We start from the raw sequence: 18,547 nt of genomic DNA, 5'->3' as shown, positions 1-18,547 counted from the left end.
GGGCGGTGGCCCAACCCGACCTGACCCTGACGGCGAGCCTGCGGCCCGCGGCGCTGGACGCCCGACGGGGCATCGTGCGGCTGCACCCGGAGGCGCTGACCGCGCTGGGGCTGCGCCCCGGCGACCCGGTGCGACTGACGGGCCGCCGGCAGACCGCGGGGATCGTCGCGGCGGCCGGGGCGGGCGCGAGCAGCGCCCTGCTGTACGCCGACGACCTGACGCTGGGCAACCTGGGCCTGCGGGACGGCGCTTCGGTGCGGGTGTCGCCGCTGCCGCTGACCCCGGCGGGCCGGGTCACGCTGACCGGGCCGGTGCAGGTGGTGGCGGCGGTCAGCCCGGAGATGCTCCGGCTCGCCCTGCTCGGCAAGGTGGTCACGGCGGGCGACGACGTGTCGCTGCTGCCGCAGGACGTGCTGCCGGACGCCTCGACGCGCAGCCTCGTCGAGGCGGCCCGGCGCAGCCTCGCCACCACCGTCGGCTTCGCCTGGACCAGCACCCTGCTCACCGTGGTCGCCGTCGAGGAGTCCGCCGGGTCGTTGGTCACCATGGACACGGTGGTCGCCTGGGAGCACGGGCCGGCCACCCACGGCGAGCCCGTTGGGGCGCCTGGGTTCGGCGCGGCCCCGGCAGTGAACGCGACCGGCGACGCGCCGGACGTGGACGAGCTGCCCGGCCTGCGGGCCCAGGCCGAGGAGCTGACCGAGCTGTTGGATCTCGGCTTCCACCACCGGGAGGTGCTGGGCCGGCTCGGCACCACGATCTCGCTGGGTGTGCTGCTCTCCGGGCCGGCCGGCTCCGGGAAGTCGGCGCTGGTCCGGGCCGTCGCGGCCCGGGTGGGCGCCCGCGTCCACCCGCTGTGGGCGCCCGAGGTGGCCGCGCTGACCAACCAGGCGGCCGCCGACCGGCTGCGCGCCGCGGCGACGACGGTTCGTGCCGGCGGACCGGCGGTGCTGCTGGTCACCGATGTGGAGGCGTTGGCCCCGGCGGAGGAGCCCGGCCCGCTGGCCACGGTGTTCCGGCAGGTGCTCGCGGAGACCGTCCACGCCGGCGTCGCCGTGGTCTGCACCACCGGTCGACCCGAGGCGGTCGACCCGGCGCTGCGCGCACCGGACCTGTTGTCGCTGCGGATCAGCGTTCCGCTGCCCGACCCGGCCCTGCGCCGTGAGCAGCTCACCGTGCTGACCCGGCAGGTGCCGCTCGCCGACGACGTCCGGCTGGACGAGGTGGCCGGGCGTACCCCCGGGTTCGTCGCGGCGGACCTGGCCGCGCTGGTCCGGGAGGCCGGGGTACGCGCGGCGCTGCGGCAGAAGACCGCGCGGACGCCCACGGTGGCGATGGCCGACTTCACCGCCGCCCTGGAGGTGGTCCGGCCGACGACGATGGCCGCGTCCACCCTGGAGCTGGCGTCGGTGACCCTGGACGACGTCGGCGGCCTGGACGAGGTCAAGCAGACGCTTACCGAGTCGGTGCTGTGGCCGCTGACCTATCCGGACACGTTCGCCCGCCTCGGCGTACAGCCACCGCGCGGCGTGCTGCTCTACGGCCCACCCGGCTGCGGCAAGACGTACCTGGTCACCGCGCTCGCCGGGTCGGGGCGGGCGAACGTGCTCTCGGTCAAGGGCGCGGAGCTGCTCTCCAAGTGGGTGGGCGAGAGCGAACGCGCGGTACGCGAGCTGTTCCGCCGCGCCCGGGAGGCCGCCCCGACGCTGATCTTCCTGGACGAGGTGGACGCGTTGGCGCCGGTACGCGGGCAGGCCACCGACGGGGGCACCACGGATCGGGTGGTCGCCGCGCTGCTCACCGAGCTGGACGGGGTGGAGACGCTGCGCAACGTGGTGGTGGTCGGCGCCACGAACCGGCCGGACCTGGTCGACCCGGCGCTGCTGCGACCCGGCCGGTTGGGGCGACTGGTCTACGTGCCGCCGCCGGACGGGCCGGCCCGCGCGGAGATCCTGCGGGCCGCGTCCCGGCACGTGCCGCTGGCGCCCGACGTCGACCTGGCCGCCCTCGGCGCGGAGCTGTCCGGCTTCTCGGCGGCGGACTGCGCGGCGGTGGTCCGGGAGGCGGCGCTCGCGGCGATGCGGGAATCCCTGGCCGCCGCCACGGTCACCGCCGCGCACGTGGCGGTCGCCCGGGAACGGGTCCGGCCGTCGCTCGACCCGGCCCAGGTCGCCTGGCTCGCCGCGTACGCCGCCGGCCGGGACTGAGCGCCGCACCCAACCTTTTGTCGTACCCGGCGCGTTACCAGAGCGGCACATTCCTCAGTGGAGAGATCCACTCGACGACAGGCGGTGTTCCTCTTGCGCAGGTTGCTCTCTCTTCTCGTCGTCCCCCTGGTGGCCGCAGCCACCCTCACCACGGTCGGCTCGGCGGCGACCGCGCACCCGAGGGCGTCGTTCCCGTCCCGGATCGCCCTGCCGGACGGGTTCAGCCCGGAGGGTCTGACCATCGGCCGGGGCACCATCGTCTACGTCGGATCCGTCGGAAACGGCGCGGTCTGGCGCGGCGACCTCCGCACCGGGCGTGGCTCGGTGCTCATCCCGGGTGCGCCGGGCCGGGAGAAGGCCGGTCTCAAGCTCGACCCGCAGGGGCGGCTGTGGACCGCCGACTTCTCCGCCGGTGGAGCCAGCGTCTACGACGGCGCGACCGGCGCCCAACTGGCCCACTACCAGTTCACCGACGAGCCGGGCAGCATCGTCAACGACCTCGTGATCACCAGACGCGCCGTCTACTTCACCGACTCCGCCCGGCCGGTGCTGTACGTCGTACCGCTGCTCCCGGGTGGTCGGCTGCCCGCCGCCGGCGCCGCTCGGGTCCTGCCACTCAGTGGCCCGGCCGCGACGCCCGACGCGTTCAACAACGGGATCGTGGCGCTGCCCGACGGTGACCTGCTGGTCGCGCAGATGCTGACCGGCCGGCTGGTACGCGTCGACCCGCGCACCGGAACGAGCCGTGTCTTCGACCTCGGCGGCTACTCGGTGGACCGGGCCGACGGGCTGGTGCTGCGCGGCCACACCCTCTACGTGATCCGCAACCTGACCAACGTCATCGCGGTCGTCGGGCTGAACGCCGGCTACACCGCCGGGGTGGTGCGACGGGAGATCACCAGCCCGGACCTGCGGTCGCCGGCCACCGGCGACCTGCTCGGCTCGGCGCTGTACGTGGTGAACGGCCGGTTCGACGTCGAACCCGGCCCGGACGTCGACTACGACGTCGTCCGGCTCCCGGCCTGATCGAGCGGTCGGTGGTGGCCCCTGCCGGGTCACCGCCGACCCCTCCGGCACGGATCAGTCCGTGGGGAGGAGCGGGCCGAGCGGGCCGAGGTCCAGGTTCAGGTCCTCCGGGGCCAGACCGAAGTGCTCACGCAGCCCCACCATCTGCTCCTCCAACGCCATCAGGGTGACTCCGATGCGCTCGACCTGCTCCTCGGTGAGGTCGCCGAGGTCGACCCGGCGCAGCGCCTGCCGCTCCATGAGCTGGCGCAGCAGCTCGACGACGGTGAGCACCAGGCTGGCCAGCCCCCGCTCGACCGAGTCGCGGTCCACCGCGATCCGGCGGTCCAGCGGCGTGACCCGGGGTGGCTGCCACGACTGCGCGCCGAGCGCGGCGGCCAACTCGCCCGCGTCGTCCCGGCCGGTCATCGGACGTCCTCCGGTGGTGCGAGCGCGCCGACCGACGCGACCAGCGCCCGCAACGAGATCCGGACCAGGTCGACGTCGGCGATGGACAACGTGATGTCGCCGCTGATCACCACGCCGGTGGCGAGCACCCGGTCGAGGAGGTCGACCAGGGCGACCGGCCGGTAGGCCAGCGGACCGTCCGCGCTGCTCGGCGCGAGGGCGGCGGTCACCGCGACCCCCGACCGGCGCCGGCGGGCTCCGGCCGTTCCGCCACGAAGGAGTACGCCGGCCACGGCCCGGTCAGCTCCAGCCGGAGGCCCGGATGACGGGAACCCAACGAGCCGACCAGGTCGGTGAAGCGGGGCAGCGTCGCGGTGTCGACGAGGTACGCACCGTTGAGCGCCATCGGTGTGGGCACGCCGGAGAGCCGCCGGTCCTGTGGGGCGTGCCGGCGGCCCGCCACGGCCACCTCGCACAGGGCGACGTGCACGGCGTCCGCGGCGGCGCTCGCCACCTGCTGGTGTTCCTCGCGGGCGGTCAACTGGGCACGTCTGCGGCGCAGGTACGCCGTCCCCACCCCGCCGCTGCCCGCCCCGGCGACGCTCGGCACGGGCGCCCCCGGCACCAGGTAGCCCTTGACGCCCCACTCGCCGCGCCCGGTCAATCGGGCCAGCGTGGCGGACAGCTCGGCCCGCCGGGCCGCGAGCGACGCGGCGACCCGCCCGTCGTCGGTGTGCACTGTGGCGAGTCGGGCCGGCACCACCGGACCCTGTCGGGCGAGGGCCTCGACCACGGCATCGGCGCTGAGTTCGCCGGCCGCCACGGCGGCGTCCAACTCCTCCAGCTCGCGCCGGACGTTGACCGGGTTGCGCTGACGCGACTCGGCCTCCCGGGCCACCACCTTGACCACGGCGGTCAACCCGCGCACCGGGGCGTACGGCAGGGTCAGCAGCGCCCAGAGCAGGTCCACCGTCAGCCCGCCAACTGGTGGGCGTCGACGAAGTCGTACGGGGCGAGCGGCCCGAGCAGCCGCAGCCGCAGCAGGCCCCGACGGTCCTGCGCGTACGCCTGGAGCACCTCGATGAGGGCGTCCTCCCGGTCGGTGTCCACCAGCAGGGCCGCGTGGGCCGCGTCCATCTCGTGGGTGGGCGGGCGCAGTTGCGTGGAGACCACGTACTCGGCCGTGACGTCGAGCAGCCGCCGGTTCTCCGCCTCGCGGCGCAACTCGACGGCCTGGCTGATCAGCTCCCCCAGCCGGATGCGGGGCTCCCGGCTGACCGCCTCGGCACGCCCCCGCACCTGGTCGGCGAGCCCGGCGGCGGTCGGATTCTCGTCGAGAATGGCGCGCAGCAACGCCCGCTCCTCGAAGCGGCCCTGCACCACGTACTGCACCCGGCCCTCGAACTCGGCGAGCGCCGCGGCGAACCGGTCGTGGTGCGGCCGGATCAGGTCGAGCGCCGCGTCCGGGCCGGTGACGACGGTGCCGAACCGCACCGGCAGCACCGGCGCCACGACCGCCGTCCCGTCCAGCAGTTCCTGGTACGTCCGCAGGTCCGCCGCCCGGCCCAGCGGCGCGTCCAGCGGCACCTCGCTGACCAGGGCCGCGAGGTCACCGTGCCGGATGACGGTCACCTCGCCGGGCGGGTCACCCACCCCCGCCGCGTCGGGCGTCGCCTCCACGTCCGCCGGCACCAGCCCGTAGATGAACAGTCCGGTCTCGTCCGCCATGTCAGCTCCTCCCGAGGTCCCGCACGGTGCCGGTGGCGTCGTCGGTGAGCCCCCGCACCGAACCGGTGACGTCCCGGACCGCGCCGGTGACACCACCGACGAGGCCGGCCAGCCCTTCGCCCTCATCCAGGGCGAGGTCGAGCCGGTCGACCGCCTCGGCGACCCGCAGGTACGTCTCGATGCTCGCCACCGTCACCCGGGCGTTGATCTCCACGAGGGGGATCCCGATGACCCCGACCGTCACCTGCGCGTCGATCACGATGCCCTTGTCGAGCACCGTCTCCACGACGTCGGCGAGCCCGCCGGCGGAGCCCACACGTTCCAGGGCTCCGCCGACGGCGTCACCGCCGGAGGCGAGCGTCACTCGCCCTCCTCCCGGCGGCGGCGCACCACGGGTCGGCGCGGCGGCTCCGCTCCCCGGCGGACCGGCGGCCGGGGCCGCTGCGGCTCCTCGCGTGGCTGAGGTCGGCGGGCCCGCTCCGGGGCACGACGACGGGGTGGTGGTGGCGGCTCCTCATCGGGCTCGTCCGCGTACCCCTCGTCGTAGCCGTCCTCGTACGCCTCGTACTCCTCGTCGTACTCCGGCTCGGCCGGTCGCCGGGGTGGCCGCTGACGCAGCCGCCCGCCGGGCCGGCGGCGCGGCTCCTCCTCGGGCGGTTCCTCCTCGGCGTACTCCTCGTCCTCCGGCTCGGTCGGGGCCTCGCCGCCCCGTTCCCGGCCGCGCTCCCGCCGCTCCCGCTCCTCGCGCAGACCGGTCTCGTGGTCCTTGACCACCTGGGAGTCGCGGATCTCGCCGCGCCAGCCCTGGACCTGATCCGGGTCGAGCGCCACCTCGGTCATGACGTGCCGGACGAAGTGCTTCAACTCCAGCCGTACCCGCCGGCCCTGGGCCCGCCACAGGTTGCCGGTGTGCTCGAAGAGGCCCTGCGGGTGGTACTCCAGCACCACCAGGATGCGGGTCAGATCGGGGGTGATCTCGTGGAAGCTGACGGTGCCGTCGACCGAGCCCTTCTCGCCCTTCGAGCGCCAGTGGATGAGCCGGTCCGGCACCTGGCGGATGATCGTCGACTCCCACGTCCGGTGCGACCAGAAGACCTGCGCCTTCCAGGTCATCTTCTCGGCCGAGTCGTTCTCCGCCTGCTCGACCTTCTTCATGAAGCTCGGGAAGTCGCCGAACTGCGTCCACTGGTTGTACGCGGCCCGCACCGGGACACCGACCTCGATCGTCTCGACGATGTTGGTGACCTTCTGCTTCTTGCCGCCCTTACCGCCCTTGCCGCCCACGCGGCCGAGAGCCGACATCACCTTCTCCTTACCGCCGGCCACCCCGGCATGCACCATCGCCTTCACCGGTGAGCCGCCCTCGGCCAGCTTCTGCGCGCCGGTGGCGGCGGCGATCAGGCCCGGCCCTCCGCCCTGGCGCGCGTACTCGCTCAGGCGGCCGGTCGCGCCGGTGATCCGCTCCGTCACCACGCTCATCGCCCGGTCGCCGATCGCCCCGGCCAGGTTGCGCACCTCGTCGGCCAACTGGCCCCGGAGCTTGTCGCCGAGGCCGCCCGGACTGGTGTCTCCCGCCATGGTCACCGCCCCCGTCGCTGCCCGGCCGCGTCGTTCCGGTCGCTCGTCGCGCCGCGATCGCCGCTCTGGTTGCCGCTGCCGCCCTGGTTGCCGTCGCCGCCCTGGTTGCCGTCGCCGCTGCTGTTGCCGCTCTGGTCGCCGGTGCGGCGGCGCAGCGCGTCGGCGGAGCCGCGCAGCCGGCCGGTGAGCGCGTCGACGCCGCTGCCGGCCGCAGCGGTCGCGGCGGATCGACCGGCGTTGACCAGCGGCCCGCCGAGCCGACTCAGGTTGCTCAGCTGCGGGGACGACTGCAGGAGGTCACCACCCCGTTTCAGCAGACCGCCCGGGTCGCGGCTCGCCCGGCCGGCGGCCACCGCCGCGGCCAGAGTCAGCGCGGTACGCAGTTTGCGGCGACGGCCCAGCAGGTAGCCGAAGCCCACCGCCAGCCCGATTCGTGTTCCGGTCTTCATCAGGTCTCCCTCGCTCCCCGGTGGGTCCGGGACGTCTGCCGCGCGGGGGCCGGAGAAGGGCTACCGGGGAATAGCGCGCGCCACGCCCTCGATCAGACGTCCCGTATCTGCGGACCCGGCGGGCAGTACCCGGGGGAATTGCCACGAAACCGCTGCGACAATTTCCGTCGGCACTGCGCAGAGACATTCAGAAGAACGACGCCCAACGACACGGACAGGACGTTCAGACGATCCTGAGCAGGGAATACGCCAAGAAAGACGAAGGGGTAGAGCCGATTCAGAGAGCGGGAGGAGTCGAATCGAGGCAGATTTCGGCGTGCACCTTTCCGCCGTCCTCGCGCAGTTTCGCACCGCATTTTTCGAGAACGGCGACCGCGCCGACATTGTCCGACGTCGTGTCGGCGACCACGGCACGCATACCGGCACGGGCGGCGAGGTTGAGCAGTTCCCGCAGGGCGGCCGCGCCGACTCCCTGCCCGCGCGCCGAGAGGCCGAGCCACATTCCGGTCTCCACAGTGCCCGGCTCGTCACAGCGCGTCATCCGGATCATGCCCACCACCTCGCCGCCGACGAGGATCGCGTACATCTGTGAGCCGGTCGGGCCGTCCAGGCCGGCGAAGCTCGCCCGGTGGAACTCACGGAACGCCTCCCGGCGGGCGAGCGACCAGCCAGCGGGAGCCTCGACCGGAGGCATCACCTCGCCCGGCTCGGCCTCGGCAGCCGCTACGGAGAGCAATGGCTCCAGATTCCGCTCGTCCACCGGCTCCAGCCGGACCGCACCCGCCACGTGCCGCAGTCTGCCGGCCTCATCGGCCGAAGTCCACCCCATTGGACATCCACTGGCGGTCCGGCTACCGGTACCGGCCGGTCGGGCGGTCAGGGTGTTTCTCCTCACGCTCCGTCGTCATCTGGCCGATGGCCCGACCGATCCGAACTCGCAGAACACCACCGAGGCGTCGTCGGTGGGCTTGTGCCGGCGCAGCCGGTCGGGATGATCGCGCTCGGCGTCCCGGACCCGACCCAGCAGCGCGGCCGGCCCCTCGACGCTGAGCAGGTCCAGCAGCCCCGCCCAGTCGGTCAGCCCGAACTGCTCGACCGCGCTGGACGCGCCGTCGCTGAGCAGCGCGGCCCGGCGCAGGGCCGCCGGGCCTTGCCGGAGCGCTGTCCCGGTCACCGCGTGGAAGGCCGCGTCCGGGTCGGCGGCAGCGACCCAGTAGCCGTGGGTGCGGTTCATCCGCTCCCGTTGGACGCTCACCGCGTGCCGGAACCGCGTGACCGGGTCCGCCGCGCCGGCCGGCACGGTCGCGACCGTCTGCCGCAGGTCGGCCATCGCCGTGTCCAGCCGGTCGTCGTTCACCACGCTGACCTGCCCGCCGACGTCCAGCACCAACGGGCTGTCGCAGAGGACCAGGTAGTCCACCTGGTCGCCGCAGTCGCGCAGCAGGCAGACGGTGCTGGACGGGGTGCCCGGATGATCGAGGTCGCACTGCCCACCGTGATCGGCGCGCACGGCGAGGATGGCCGCGGCCAGGTTGCTCGTCAGGCGGGCCGCCGGACGGGCCGCCTCGGCCACACCGAGCCGGGCGGCCAGGTGTCGGACGTACCACTCCGGCCCATGGACGCAGCCGGTGTCGAAGCCGTCCGGCACGGTCGCGCCGTCCAGGACACCGACCAGTGGGCCGAACTGGAAGACCAGGTCCTCGTTGACCGACCGGCCCGGGGCCGGCGCGGACGCGGAGCGTACCCGCATCACCGGCGTGGCCGCCTCGGCATGGCACCCCTCATAGCCTGCTCCCTCCATCGGCCCGTGGCCCGCGTGACGTCGACCGGGACGATAACCCGCGTACCCCTCCGCCCCGGCTGCATTCCTGCCGTATCCGGTATCGCGGCAACCCGGTTCGCCGGCGGCGGCCCGGCGGTAGCGTGACAACGTCTGGCCTTCGAGTTGCGCTTCCGCAGGTGGGAACGCGAGTCGGGGTCGTCCGTCGCGACAGGGGGATCGCAGATGTTGAAGCGGTTGCACGAATCGGGGCTCAAGGCGGAACACATGTACATGGCCGGCTTCGCCAGCATCGGCCTGTCGTTCACCAGCTGGTTCCTCTCCAGGCACCTGGAGCGGGCCGGTGTGGCACGCGCGGACCGGTGGGGCATCTTCATCGGCGAGTGGGCGCCGACGTTCTTCGCCATCGGCAACGGCCTGCAGGGGTACGAGAAGAAGTAGGGCCGGCCGGGTCAGCGACGGCGGTTGCGGGCGCGCGACGAACGCAGCCGGCGGAGCCGGCCGATCAGCACGGGGTCGGCGGCGAGCGCCGCCGGATTGTCCAGCAGCCCGTTGAGCAGTTGGTAGTACCGGGTCGAGGAGACGCCGAAGGTGTCCCGGACGGCCTGCTCCTTGGCGCCGGCGTGCCGCCACCACTGCTGCTCGAAGGCGAGGATGGCCCGTTCGCGTGTGGTCAGGCCCGCCGGGGGCGCGGCCGGTTCGGCGGCCGTCTCGTCGTCCGGCGGTTCGGCGTCGGCCGGCGTGGCGTCGTCGGTGCTCTCGACGGGCGGCGCCGGCCGGGGGGTCGGGACGCTCGGCGCGACACCGCCGGCCGTCGCGCCCGGACGAGCGTCGGTGGACGGCTCGGGAGCGGTCGGGGCGGCGTCGGCGGGCATGACGTTCAGCCTAGCCAGGGCCGACCACTGTCGCAGCAGCCGGCACGGCCGGCTCCGTACGTCGGAAACACCCGACGGTGGGGCCGGCCGCGCCGTTGACTCCCTGGCGTCGATCAGGAGATGTCGCGTCGACGCATCGTCCAGAGCGCCGCTCCGAGGATCACCACGAGCCCGATCGAGAACAGTACGGAGGACTGCTGCCAGGTGATGTCCATGGTGTCCGGCTTGCACTCCCCGGAGTAGGTGGCGTTGCAGGCGTTCCAGTCCTGCAGTGTCACCTTCTTGGTCATCCAGGCCAGCGCGTACGTGGGCAGCAGCCACGCCTCGGCGAACTTCACGCTGGCCATCGACAGGAGGATGCCCAGGCCGAACTGGCCGACCACCATGAGCGCCACGACACCACCGAGGGCCATCGCGGTGTGCCGGCCCAGCGAGGCCAGCGCGAAGCCGATGGTGGTGAGCACCAGCACCAGCGCCACGCCGCGTACCCCGGTCAGAGCGAACGACTGCCAGGCGCCCGAGGTCATCTTCTCGGTGCTGCCCCGGAAGCTGGCCACCGCCCAGAACCCGGCGAACCACAGCACCGCGGCGGGCAGCGTCACCGCCAGGATGCCGGTGAGCAGCGCGGCCAGCTTGGTGAGCAGTACGGTAAGCCGCTTCGGCCGCCAGAGCAGCAGGTTCATCATGCCGCCGGTGCTCCACTCGGCGCCGACGAAGGAGGCGCCGACGACGAACCCGACCAGGGCGAGGATCGCCGCGAACGGGACCAGCGTCTCGTCGAACGTCTTGCGGAAATTGAACGTCGAGGGCAGGAACCACTCCGCCTGGATCTGGTCCCGCGACGGCGGCGTGATCATCGAGCAGTCGTCGGGGTAGCGGCCGCCGTCGTTCGGCGTGCCGGCCGTCTTGGCCTGCTCGCAGTTGACCCGCTCCTGCTCGCTCCAGCGGATCTGCTCCTGGTACTGCTGGTCGGCCTGACGCTCGGCCTTGGCGAGCTGACCGGCGTCGATCTTCTGATTGGTGAAGAAGACACCGACCACCACCGCGGCCAGCACCAGCAGGCCGAGCAGCGTCATGTAGCGGGTGAAGCGCCGCTTGACCAGCCGGCGCAGCTCCGTCCGAAAGAGGCTCACGCGCCCCACCCTCCCGCGGTGGCGCCGGGCTGACCCGTCCCACCAACCTTCATGGACTCGTCGACCTGGCGGTTCTGGCCGGGGACCGGCGCGGTGGCGGTCAGTTCGAGGAAGACGCTCTCCAGGTCGACCGCGATCGGGGCCAGCTCGCTGACGTACAGGTTGTGCTCGGCGAGCAGCCGGGTCACCGTGGCCGGCTTGTCGACGCCGGTCAGCATCAGGTGGTCCGGGTGCCCGGCGACCTTGACCCCGGCCCGGGTGAGGGCCTCGGCGGCCGTCGGCAGGTCGCTGACCGCCTCCAGGCGGACCCGGACCGCGCCGGACGAGTGCTGGGCGAGCACCTCGTCGACCGGGCCGAAGGCGACCCGGCGGCCGAGCGAGATGATGGTGACCGAGTCGCAGATCAGCTGGATCTCGCCGAGGATGTGGCTGGACAGCAGCACGGTCATCCCGGATTCGGCGAGTGTCCGCATCAGCGTGCGCATCTCCCGGATGCCGCCCGGGTCGAGGCCGTTGGCCGGCTCGTCGAGGATGAGCAGCGTCGGGTTCTTCAGCAGGGCGGACGCGACGGCGAGCCGCTGCTTCATGCCCAGCGAGTACGTCTTGACGCGCTCGCCCGCGCGGTCGCGCAGCCCGACCAGCTCAAGCACCTCGTCGACCCGCGTGGCGGGCACCTCGCCGGCCCCGGCCAGCAGGGACAGCGTGTCCCGTGCCGAGAAATGCGGGAAGAACTGCGGGCTCTCCACGATGGCGCCGACGTGGCCGGCGACGGTGGGCAGCGCGGCGGGAACCTCGTGCCCGAGCAGCGTCATCCGGCCGCCGTCGGGCCGGATGAGGCCGAGCAGCGTACGCAGCGTGGTGGTCTTGCCGGACCCGTTGGGGCCCAGGAAGCCGTGCACCTGCCCCGCGTCGACCCGCATGTCGAAGCCGTCGAGCGCGTTGCGGGTGCCGCGTCGACGACTCTTGTACGTCTTACGTAGACCTTCGATCTCCAGGACAGCTGGCAAGCTGCACCTCCCCCGATGGTGGGCGTGACAGCCGACACCATACGCGGTATGCAGCACCGCGCAATACCCGGTATGCATCGACACGCCGATCGATGCGTTTTATCGACGGAGAGTTACCGATCAGGCGCAGACGACCTGCACGCCGGCCGCCCGGAAGGCGTCCACCACCTCCGGGTCCGCCCCGGAGTCGGTCACCAGCGTCTCGACCCGCTCGACCGGGCAGATCCGGGCGAAGGCATGACCGCCCAACTTGGACGAGTCCGCGATTATCACGACCCGCTTCGCGCGGGCCACCATCAGGTTGTTCATGGCCGCCTCACCCTCGTGGTGGGCGGCGGCGCCGAGCTGCGGGTCGATCGCGTCCACGCCGAGCAACGCGACATCCAGGGTGACCTCACGCAGCAGCGCACCGCCCAGCGGGCCGACCAGCTCGAACGACTTCGGGCGCACCACCCCGCCGGCCACCACCACCTTCATCCGCGACCGCACGAGCAGCTCGTTGGCGATGTTCAGCGCGTTGGTCACCACGGTGAGCTGGGCACCCTCGGCGCTGGTGTTCAGGTCCGGCCGCACGGCGAGGGCCCGGGCCACCTCCGTGCTGGTGGTGCCGCCGTTCAGGCCGACCACGGTGCCGGGCGTGACGAGCGCCGCGGCGGCGGCGCCGATCCGCTGCTTCTCGGCCGAGTGCTTGGCCGTCTTGTAGCGCAACGGCAGGTCGTACGAGACGCCGTTGGCGACCGCGCCGCCCCGGGTCCTGGTGATCATCTGCTGCTGGGCGAGCTGGTCGAAGTCGCGCCGGATGGTGGCCTGGGAGACGTCCAGCCGCTCGGCTGCCGCCTCGACGCTGACCCGGCCGTTGTCGGTCAGCATCTCCAGCAGGGCGTTCCATCTGGCGTACCGGTCCACCTCGGGGGCCCTCCCAGTGACTGCACGATCGGTGATTGATTGCGTGCACACTAGTGCGCGAAACTAGCCTGGCGCAAAAGGCTGTTCTGCGCGATCGGCCGGTCGGTTGCCACGGCCGCCCCACTTCGCGCAGAATAACGCGCGAAATACGGGTGTAACGAGCCGTATTGCGCAGACAGGTCGGCCCGGCGAGGAGTTTCCCATGGCGTACGTGGACGCGGAGATCGCGAGCCAGCCCGACTGCTGGCGGGAGGCCGCTGAGCTGTCCCGCGTCGTGCGCGGCGACCTTCCCCGCCCCGGCGAGCGGGTCGCCGTCGTCGGTTGCGGCACGTCGTGGTTCATGGCGATGGCGTACGCCGCCCGCCGTGAGCAGGCCGGCCAGGGCGAGACCGACGCGTTCCAGGCGTCCGAGTTCCCCGCCGGCCGCCACTACGACCGGCTGATCGCGATCACCCGCTCCGGCACCACCACCGAGGTGCTGGATCTGCTCGCCGCGCTGCGCGGGCGTACACCCACCACCGTCATCGTCGGCGACCCGGCCGCGCCGGCGGTCGACCTGGCCACCGCCGCGGTGACCATGCCGTTCGCCGACGAGCGGTCGGTGGTGCAGACCCGTTTCGCGACGACCGCGCTTGCCCTGCTCCGGGCGCACCTCGGCGACCCGGTGGCCGCGCTCGCCGCCGACGCCGAGGTGGCGGTGCGCTCCCCGCTGCCGATCGACCCGGCCACCATCGGGCAGGCCACCTTCCTCGGTCGGGGCTGGACGGTCGGCCTCGCCCAGGAGGCCGCCCTGAAGTGCCGCGAGGCGGCCACCTTCTGGGCCGAGGCGTATCCGGCGATGGACTACCGACACGGCCCCATCTCGATCGCCGCGCCCGGCCGGCTCGTCTGGGCGTTCGGCGAGCTGCCCGACGGGCTGCCCGAGGACGTGGCCGCCACCGGCGCGGCCTTCGTGCACAGCCGTACGCACGGCTGGCGCACGGTGCTCGGCAGCTGGTCTGCCGGTCGTACGCCGGTGGACCCGATGGCCGACCTGATCCTGGCCCAGCGCTTCGCGGTCGCGCTGGCGACCAGCCGGGGCCTCGACCCGGACGCGCCCCGACACCTCAGCCGGTCCGTGGTGCTGGCGTGAGCGCGAGGAGTGAGCCGGGGTTGCGAGCCCCGCAGTCGCGAACCGAGCCTGCACCGTGAGCGGTGCGGTGAGCGACGACCGGGTGGTCGTGGCGCTGGACGTCGGCGGCACCGGCATGAAGTGCGCCCTGGTCCGGCCGGACGGCGTCGCCGTACGCACCGAGCGGCACCCCACCGACGCCGCGCGTGGCCCGGCCGCCGTGATCGACACCATTCTCGACGTGGCCGACGGGCTGATCGGCAAGGCCCGAGCCGACGGCCTCACCCCGGTCGCGATCGGCATCGCCGTCCCCGGAGTGGTGGACGAGGCACGCGGGGTCGCGGTCTGGTCGGCGAACGTGGGCTTCCGGGACGTACCGCTGCGGGACCTGGCGGTGACGCGGCTCGGGCTGCCCACCGCCCTCGGCCACGACGTGCGCGTCGGTGGTCTCGCCGAGGCCCGGCTCGGCGCCGGGCGCGACGCCGACCACGTGCTCTTCGTGGCGATCGGCACCGGCATCGCCGCCGCGCACGTCGTCCACGGCGTGGCCGCCGTCGGCGCGCACGGCGCCGCCGGGGAGATCGGCCACATCATGGTCCGTCCCGACGGCCCGCGCTGCGGCTGCGGGCGACCCGGTTGCCTGGAGGCGATCGCCTCGGCGGCCGCGATCGGCCGCCGCTACACGGAGCTGGCCGGCGACGGCGCGGTGCGGACACCCGGTGCCGCCGTGACGGCAGCCATGGTGGCCGAGCGAGCGGCCGCCGGTGAGCCCCTCGCCGCCCGGGTCTGGCAGGAGGCGGTCGAGGCCCTCGCCGACGGCCTCGCCACCGGGCAGGCGCTGTTCGACGTGTCGACGATCGTGCTCGGCGGTGGCCTGGCCCAGGCGGGCGACGGGCTGCTCGGCCCGCTGCGGGCGGCGCTGCATGAGCGGATGACCTTCCACCGAGAGCCGCGGCTGGTCGCGGCGGCCCTCGGCGACGAGGCGGGCTGCCTCGGCGCCGCCCTGCTCGCGCTGGACGCCGCGGGCGTCCGGGACACGGACGCCGCCCGCGTCCTTGACCATCAGGAGGAGCGATGACCGTACGGGTGAACGGCCGAGTGGTGACCCCGACCGGTGTCATCCGGCAGGGCTGCGTCGAGTGGGACGGCGATCGGATCACGGCCGTGGCCGAGTATCCGTCGGTCCGCGACGGGCACTGGATCCTGCCGGGCTTCGTCGACATGCACACCCACGGCGGCGGCGGGCACACCTTCACCACCGGGGACGCCGAGCAGGCGCGCGCGGCGGCCGGCTTCCACCTGGCGCACGGCACCACCACGCTGCTGGCCAGCCTGGTCAGCGCGCCCTTTCCGGTGATGCGCTCGGCCACCGAGGCGTTCGCGCCGCTGGTCGACGAGGGGGTACTGGCGGGCGTCCACTTCGAGGGCCCCTACCTCTCCGCGGCCCGTTGCGGCGCGCAGAACCCGGAGTATCTGCGCGACCCGTCCACGGACGAGCTGACCGAGCTGATCGAGCTGGGTCGAGGCGCGATCCGGATGGTCACCCTCGCCCCGGAACGCGACGGCGCGCTGGAGGCGATCAAGCTGCTCACCACCCACCGCGTGGTAGCGGCCGTGGGCCACACCGACGCCACCTACGAGCAGACCCGCGCCGCCATCGCGGCCGGCGCGAGCGTGGGTACGCACCTGTTCAACGGCATGCGGCCCGTGCACCACCGCGAGCCCGGCCCGGTGGTGGCCCTGCTCGACGCGCCGACCGTGATCTGCGAACTGGTCGCCGACGGGGTGCACCTGCACGACGGCATACTGACCTTCACCACCGCGACCGCCGGCCCGGACCGCGTCGCGCTGATCACCGACGCCATGGCCGCCGCCGGGATGGCCGACGGTGAGTACGAGTTGGGCGGTCAGGCCGTCACGGTGACCGACGGGGTGGCCCGGCTCGCCCGCGACGGCGCGATCGCCGGCAGCACGCTGACCATGGACGCGGCGCTGCGGCACGCGGTGCACGCCGGGATCCCGATGGCCGACGCCGCCCGGATGGTGGCCACCACCCCGGCCCGCGCCATCGGCCTGGGCGACCGGGTCGGCGCCCTCCAGGTCGGCCTCCGCGCCGACCTCGTCGTGCTCGACGACGACCTCAACGTGGTGCGGGTGCTGCGCGGCGGCTCCTGGGTGGAGTGAAGCGCCGAGGCCGGCGGGCGGCGGCGGGCGGCACCGGACGGCGACGGGCGGCGGCAGGCACGGCGGTCGCCGCGAAGCGGAGGCCGGGTCAGCCCAGGGCGGGGACGTCGACGCCGAGCACGGCCTGCTCGTCGGGGCGGTGCACCAGCACGTCGGCCAGGTACGACTGCACGGCGGGTGCCATCCCGACGTCCCGGCCGGCCTGCTCGGAGAGCAGCCACTTATGCTCGATGATCTGGGCGAACAGCTCCTGCGGCTCCAGCTTGCGGCGCAGGTTCGCGGGCACGGCCCGGACCACCGGCTCGAAGACCTCGGTGAGCCAGCGGTGCGCCGCCTGCTGCTCGTCGGTCAGGTCGCTCTCCGCCCGGTACGCGTCCAGGTCGTTGAGCAGCTTGCGGGCCTGGTTCTCCTCGGCGTCCAGACCGGTCAGCCGCAGCAGCCGCCGGGTGTGGTAGCCGGCGTCGACCACCTTCGGTCGCACCAGGTAGCGCCCGTCGTCGATGGTCGACATGGCGACCTCGGCCACGTCGAAGCCCAGCTCGTTGAGCCGGCGGATGCGGCCCTCGATGTCGTGCCGGGCCTCCCGCTCGACCGCCTGCTCGTAGGTGATCTCGTGCCAGAGCCGCTCGTAGCGCTGCACGACCTCCTCGCAGACCACCTCCGGGTCGATGGACTCGTGCAGCAGGCCAGCGGCCTGCAGGTCCAGCGCCTCACCGAAGATGTTCACCCGGGCGATCTCCAGGTCCTCGCCGCGCTGCCCGTTGGAGAGCGAGGTGTGCAGGGCGCCCGTCTCCGCGTCGACCAGGTAGGCGGCGAAGGCGCCCGCGTCGCGGCGGAACAGCGTGTTGGACAGCGAGCAGTCGCCCCAGAAGAAGCCGGTCAGGTGCATCCGCACGATCAGGGCGGCGAGCGCGTCGAGCAGCCGGCTCATCGTCTCCGGGCGCAGGGTGTGCGAGAAGAGCGCCCGGTACGGCAGCGAGAACTGCAGGTGCCGGGTGATCAGCACCGATTCGAGGGGCTCGCCGTCCTCGGTCTGCCGGTCGGCGACCACCGCCACCGCCTCGACCGACGGGAAGTCGATGCGCTCCAGGGCCCGGAGCAGGTCGTACTCCCGCTCGGCGATCCGCTCGCGGGTCTCCTTGAACGCGTAGACGTAGTCGCCCAGGCGGACAAAGCGGACGATGTGTCGGGAGATGCCCTGGGGGAGGGCCACCAGGTGCTGGGCAGGCCACTCTTCCAGCGGTGTCGACCAGGGCAGGTCGAGCAGCGCCGGGTCCACGAGGGCAGACGTGATCCGCACGGGCACAAGCATGACGGGTCGCCCCCCGCATCCGCCTCACATCGTGGCTGGGCCCACAGCGCCGAACACCCCGGCCTCGCGTCGGCCCGGTAGCGTGGTCGCGTGCTCAAACCCACGGCGGTACGACGTGACCTGCGGCTACGGCCCGTCCGCCCGGTCGGTTGGTGGTTCGACGCCCTGCTGCTGGCCGGGCTGGTCGGGTTGACCGTCGCCCTCGTCGGCCACCAGCTCTTCGGGCTGGACCGGGCCGTCGCCGACTGGGCCGACGCGCACCGACCGACCGTCGCCTACTGGGTGGCCCGGGTGCTGAACCTGCTCGGCCAGGGCACCCCGTTGACTCTCATCGCCGCGGGGCTGGGCGTGCTGCTGGCCGTCCGGCTCCGCTCGGTGCGGCCGATCCTGCCGCCGGTGGTCGCGTTCGTGCTGACCTATCTGACCATCGGCCCGTTCAAGGTGTGGACCGCGCGCGCCGCACCGAGCGCCAGCGTCAAGGAACCGTTCCTGCCGCCCGAGCAGACCCTGCCGCTGTTCCACGACGATCTGCCGGTGCGATTCGCCCAGTCCTACCCGTCGGGGCACGTCGCCAACGCGATCGTCTGGTACGGGGTCATCGCGCTGCTACTCGCCCCCCTCGCGCGCAGCTTCGGCCGGCAACTGCCGCCCCGGCTGGTCACCGTGATCCGGGTGGCGCCACCGTTGGTGGTCCTCACCACCACCACCTATCTGGGCTGGCACTGGCTGACCGACTCGGTGGCCGGGCTGCTGCTGGGGCTGATCCTGGACCGGCTGCTGCACCGGGTGCCCTGGGACGATGTGCCGCTCCCCGGCCGGCTACGCACATGGGACCGGCCGTTCACCTCGTACCCCTAGGGTTTC

General features: G+C 73.3%; 20 protein-coding genes and 1 pseudogene. 7 read left to right on the top strand and 14 right to left on the bottom strand.

The window, feature by feature from the left end:
* Nucleotides 1-5 precede the first annotated feature (5 nt).
* On the top strand, nt 6-2,207 hold the full coding sequence (locus tag ABZU53_RS06910; RefSeq protein ID WP_355064409.1) for an AAA family ATPase: 2,202 nt from the start codon (nt 6-8) through the stop codon (nt 2,205-2,207).
* Nucleotides 2,208-2,291: 84 nt separating this feature from the next.
* Nucleotides 2,292-3,233: a superoxide dismutase gene (locus ABZU53_RS06905; RefSeq protein WP_355064407.1), complete on the top strand. Its 942-nt coding sequence runs from the start codon at nt 2,292-2,294 to the stop codon at nt 3,231-3,233.
* 54 nt (nt 3,234-3,287) lie between these two features.
* Here the strand turns inward: ABZU53_RS06905 and ABZU53_RS06900 are convergent, their stop codons facing one another.
* The 9 genes and pseudogenes from ABZU53_RS06900 to ABZU53_RS06860 all read right to left on the bottom strand — a co-directional run bounded on the left by ABZU53_RS06900 (nt 3,288) and on the right by ABZU53_RS06860 (nt 9,125).
* Entirely contained in the window at nt 3,288-3,641 is a 354-nt protein-coding gene (locus ABZU53_RS06900; RefSeq protein ID WP_355064405.1) for a gas vesicle protein K, read from the bottom strand.
* Nucleotides 3,638-3,850 (bottom strand): gas vesicle protein, encoded by a 213-nt coding sequence (locus ABZU53_RS06895; RefSeq protein ID WP_355064403.1) that lies wholly within the window; start codon nt 3,848-3,850, stop codon nt 3,638-3,640. The genes ABZU53_RS06900 and ABZU53_RS06895 overlap by 4 nt, the downstream gene beginning before the upstream one ends.
* Entirely contained in the window at nt 3,847-4,590 is a 744-nt protein-coding gene (locus ABZU53_RS06890) for a GvpL/GvpF family gas vesicle protein (RefSeq protein WP_354858056.1), read from the bottom strand. The genes ABZU53_RS06895 and ABZU53_RS06890 overlap by 4 nt, the downstream gene beginning before the upstream one ends.
* 2 nt (nt 4,591-4,592) lie before the next feature.
* Complete coding sequence (locus tag ABZU53_RS06885) at nt 4,593-5,348, bottom strand: GvpL/GvpF family gas vesicle protein (RefSeq protein WP_355064401.1); 756 nt, start codon at nt 5,346-5,348, stop codon at nt 4,593-4,595.
* Nucleotides 5,349-5,496: 148 nt separating this feature from the next.
* Nucleotides 5,497-5,712 (bottom strand): annotated as a pseudogene (gene gvpJ, locus ABZU53_RS06880) (gas vesicle protein GvpJ); the annotation flags it as partial.
* Nucleotides 5,709-6,926 (bottom strand): SRPBCC family protein, encoded by a 1,218-nt coding sequence (locus ABZU53_RS06875; protein ID WP_355064399.1) that lies wholly within the window; start codon nt 6,924-6,926, stop codon nt 5,709-5,711. The gene ABZU53_RS06875 and the pseudogene gvpJ, both read right to left, overlap by 4 nt.
* Nucleotides 6,927-6,928: 2 nt before the next feature.
* Nucleotides 6,929-7,375 carry a hypothetical protein gene (locus ABZU53_RS06870; protein WP_355064397.1) on the bottom strand — a complete coding sequence of 149 codons (447 nt, stop codon included), beginning with the start codon at nt 7,373-7,375 and terminating at the stop codon, nt 6,929-6,931.
* A gap of 277 nt (nt 7,376-7,652) precedes the next feature.
* Nucleotides 7,653-8,162, bottom strand: coding sequence for a GNAT family N-acetyltransferase (locus ABZU53_RS06865; protein WP_354858066.1), 510 nt, complete (start codon nt 8,160-8,162; stop codon nt 7,653-7,655).
* Between the two features lie 117 nt (nt 8,163-8,279).
* On the bottom strand, nt 8,280-9,125 hold the full coding sequence (locus ABZU53_RS06860) for a hypothetical protein (protein WP_355064395.1): 846 nt from the start codon (nt 9,123-9,125) through the stop codon (nt 8,280-8,282).
* 255 nt (nt 9,126-9,380) lie between these two features.
* Between ABZU53_RS06860 and ABZU53_RS06855 the strand changes: the two genes are divergently transcribed.
* Nucleotides 9,381-9,596, top strand: a complete 216-nt coding sequence (locus tag ABZU53_RS06855) for a hypothetical protein (protein WP_234583345.1) — start codon at nt 9,381-9,383, stop codon at nt 9,594-9,596.
* Between the two features lie 11 nt (nt 9,597-9,607).
* Here the strand turns inward: ABZU53_RS06855 and ABZU53_RS06850 are convergent, their stop codons facing one another.
* The 4 genes from ABZU53_RS06850 to ABZU53_RS06835 form a co-directional block, all read right to left on the bottom strand.
* Entirely contained in the window at nt 9,608-10,030 is a 423-nt protein-coding gene (locus tag ABZU53_RS06850) for a DUF3263 domain-containing protein (RefSeq protein ID WP_354858068.1), read from the bottom strand.
* A gap of 113 nt (nt 10,031-10,143) precedes the next feature.
* Nucleotides 10,144-11,163 carry an ABC transporter permease subunit gene (locus tag ABZU53_RS06845; RefSeq protein ID WP_355064393.1) on the bottom strand — a complete coding sequence of 340 codons (1,020 nt, stop codon included), beginning with the start codon at nt 11,161-11,163 and terminating at the stop codon, nt 10,144-10,146.
* A complete protein-coding gene (locus ABZU53_RS06840) occupies nt 11,160-12,170 on the bottom strand; it encodes an ATP-binding cassette domain-containing protein (protein ID WP_354858073.1) in 1,011 nt (336 codons plus the stop codon). The genes ABZU53_RS06845 and ABZU53_RS06840 overlap by 4 nt, the downstream gene beginning before the upstream one ends.
* A 120-nt stretch (nt 12,171-12,290) precedes the next feature.
* Nucleotides 12,291-13,076, bottom strand: a complete 786-nt coding sequence (locus ABZU53_RS06835; RefSeq protein WP_007465896.1) for a DeoR/GlpR family DNA-binding transcription regulator — start codon at nt 13,074-13,076, stop codon at nt 12,291-12,293.
* A gap of 202 nt (nt 13,077-13,278) precedes the next feature.
* Between ABZU53_RS06835 and ABZU53_RS06830 the strand changes: the two genes are divergently transcribed.
* The 3 genes from ABZU53_RS06830 to nagA all read left to right on the top strand — a co-directional run bounded on the left by ABZU53_RS06830 (nt 13,279) and on the right by nagA (nt 16,371).
* Nucleotides 13,279-14,208 (top strand): sugar isomerase, encoded by a 930-nt coding sequence (locus ABZU53_RS06830; RefSeq protein ID WP_355064391.1) that lies wholly within the window; start codon nt 13,279-13,281, stop codon nt 14,206-14,208.
* A 67-nt stretch (nt 14,209-14,275) separates the two neighbouring features.
* Nucleotides 14,276-15,265, top strand: coding sequence for an ROK family protein (locus ABZU53_RS06825; RefSeq protein WP_355064389.1), 990 nt, complete (start codon nt 14,276-14,278; stop codon nt 15,263-15,265).
* Nucleotides 15,262-16,371: an N-acetylglucosamine-6-phosphate deacetylase gene (gene nagA, locus ABZU53_RS06820; protein WP_355064387.1), complete on the top strand. Its 1,110-nt coding sequence runs from the start codon at nt 15,262-15,264 to the stop codon at nt 16,369-16,371. The genes ABZU53_RS06825 and nagA overlap by 4 nt, the downstream gene beginning before the upstream one ends.
* 88 nt (nt 16,372-16,459) lie before the next feature.
* Here nagA and ABZU53_RS06815 read toward each other — a convergent pair whose 3' ends face one another.
* Nucleotides 16,460-17,683 (bottom strand): DUF4032 domain-containing protein, encoded by a 1,224-nt coding sequence (locus ABZU53_RS06815; RefSeq protein WP_007465906.1) that lies wholly within the window; start codon nt 17,681-17,683, stop codon nt 16,460-16,462.
* Nucleotides 17,684-17,803: 120 nt separating this feature from the next.
* On the opposite strand from ABZU53_RS06815, the gene ABZU53_RS06810 reads away from it, so the two are divergent.
* Complete coding sequence (locus ABZU53_RS06810) at nt 17,804-18,541, top strand: phosphatase PAP2 family protein (RefSeq protein WP_355064573.1); 738 nt, start codon at nt 17,804-17,806, stop codon at nt 18,539-18,541.
* Nucleotides 18,542-18,547 lie beyond the last annotated feature (6 nt).

This window comes from Micromonospora sp. NPDC005194, from assembly GCF_040608335.1.
In the GTDB taxonomy this organism is placed as follows: domain Bacteria; phylum Actinomycetota; class Actinomycetes; order Mycobacteriales; family Micromonosporaceae; genus Micromonospora.
Note: the sequence above shows the minus strand (reverse complement) of the source record. Positions and strands in the feature narration are given on the sequence as shown.

What these genes read in the sequence shown, in the direction of transcription:
- ABZU53_RS06850 (WP_354858068.1), bottom strand. Translation starts at nt 10,030, where the DNA reads ATGCCCGCCGACGCCGCCCCGACCGCTCCCGAGCCGTCCACCGACGCT.
- ABZU53_RS06875 (WP_355064399.1), bottom strand. Translation starts at nt 6,926, where the DNA reads ATGGCGGGAGACACCAGTCCGGGCGGCCTCGGCGACAAGCTCCGGGGC.
- ABZU53_RS06870 (WP_355064397.1), bottom strand. Translation starts at nt 7,375, where the DNA reads ATGAAGACCGGAACACGAATCGGGCTGGCGGTGGGCTTCGGCTACCTG.
- ABZU53_RS06885 (WP_355064401.1), bottom strand. Translation starts at nt 5,348, where the DNA reads ATGGCGGACGAGACCGGACTGTTCATCTACGGGCTGGTGCCGGCGGAC.
- ABZU53_RS06860 (WP_355064395.1), bottom strand. Translation starts at nt 9,125, where the DNA reads ATGCGGGTACGCTCCGCGTCCGCGCCGGCCCCGGGCCGGTCGGTCAAC.
- ABZU53_RS06855 (WP_234583345.1), top strand. Translation starts at nt 9,381, where the DNA reads ATGTTGAAGCGGTTGCACGAATCGGGGCTCAAGGCGGAACACATGTAC.
- ABZU53_RS06900 (WP_355064405.1), bottom strand. Translation starts at nt 3,641, where the DNA reads ATGACCGGCCGGGACGACGCGGGCGAGTTGGCCGCCGCGCTCGGCGCG.
- ABZU53_RS06815 (WP_007465906.1), bottom strand. Translation starts at nt 17,683, where the DNA reads ATGCTTGTGCCCGTGCGGATCACGTCTGCCCTCGTGGACCCGGCGCTG.
- nagA (WP_355064387.1), top strand. Translation starts at nt 15,262, where the DNA reads ATGACCGTACGGGTGAACGGCCGAGTGGTGACCCCGACCGGTGTCATC.
- ABZU53_RS06830 (WP_355064391.1), top strand. Translation starts at nt 13,279, where the DNA reads ATGGCGTACGTGGACGCGGAGATCGCGAGCCAGCCCGACTGCTGGCGG.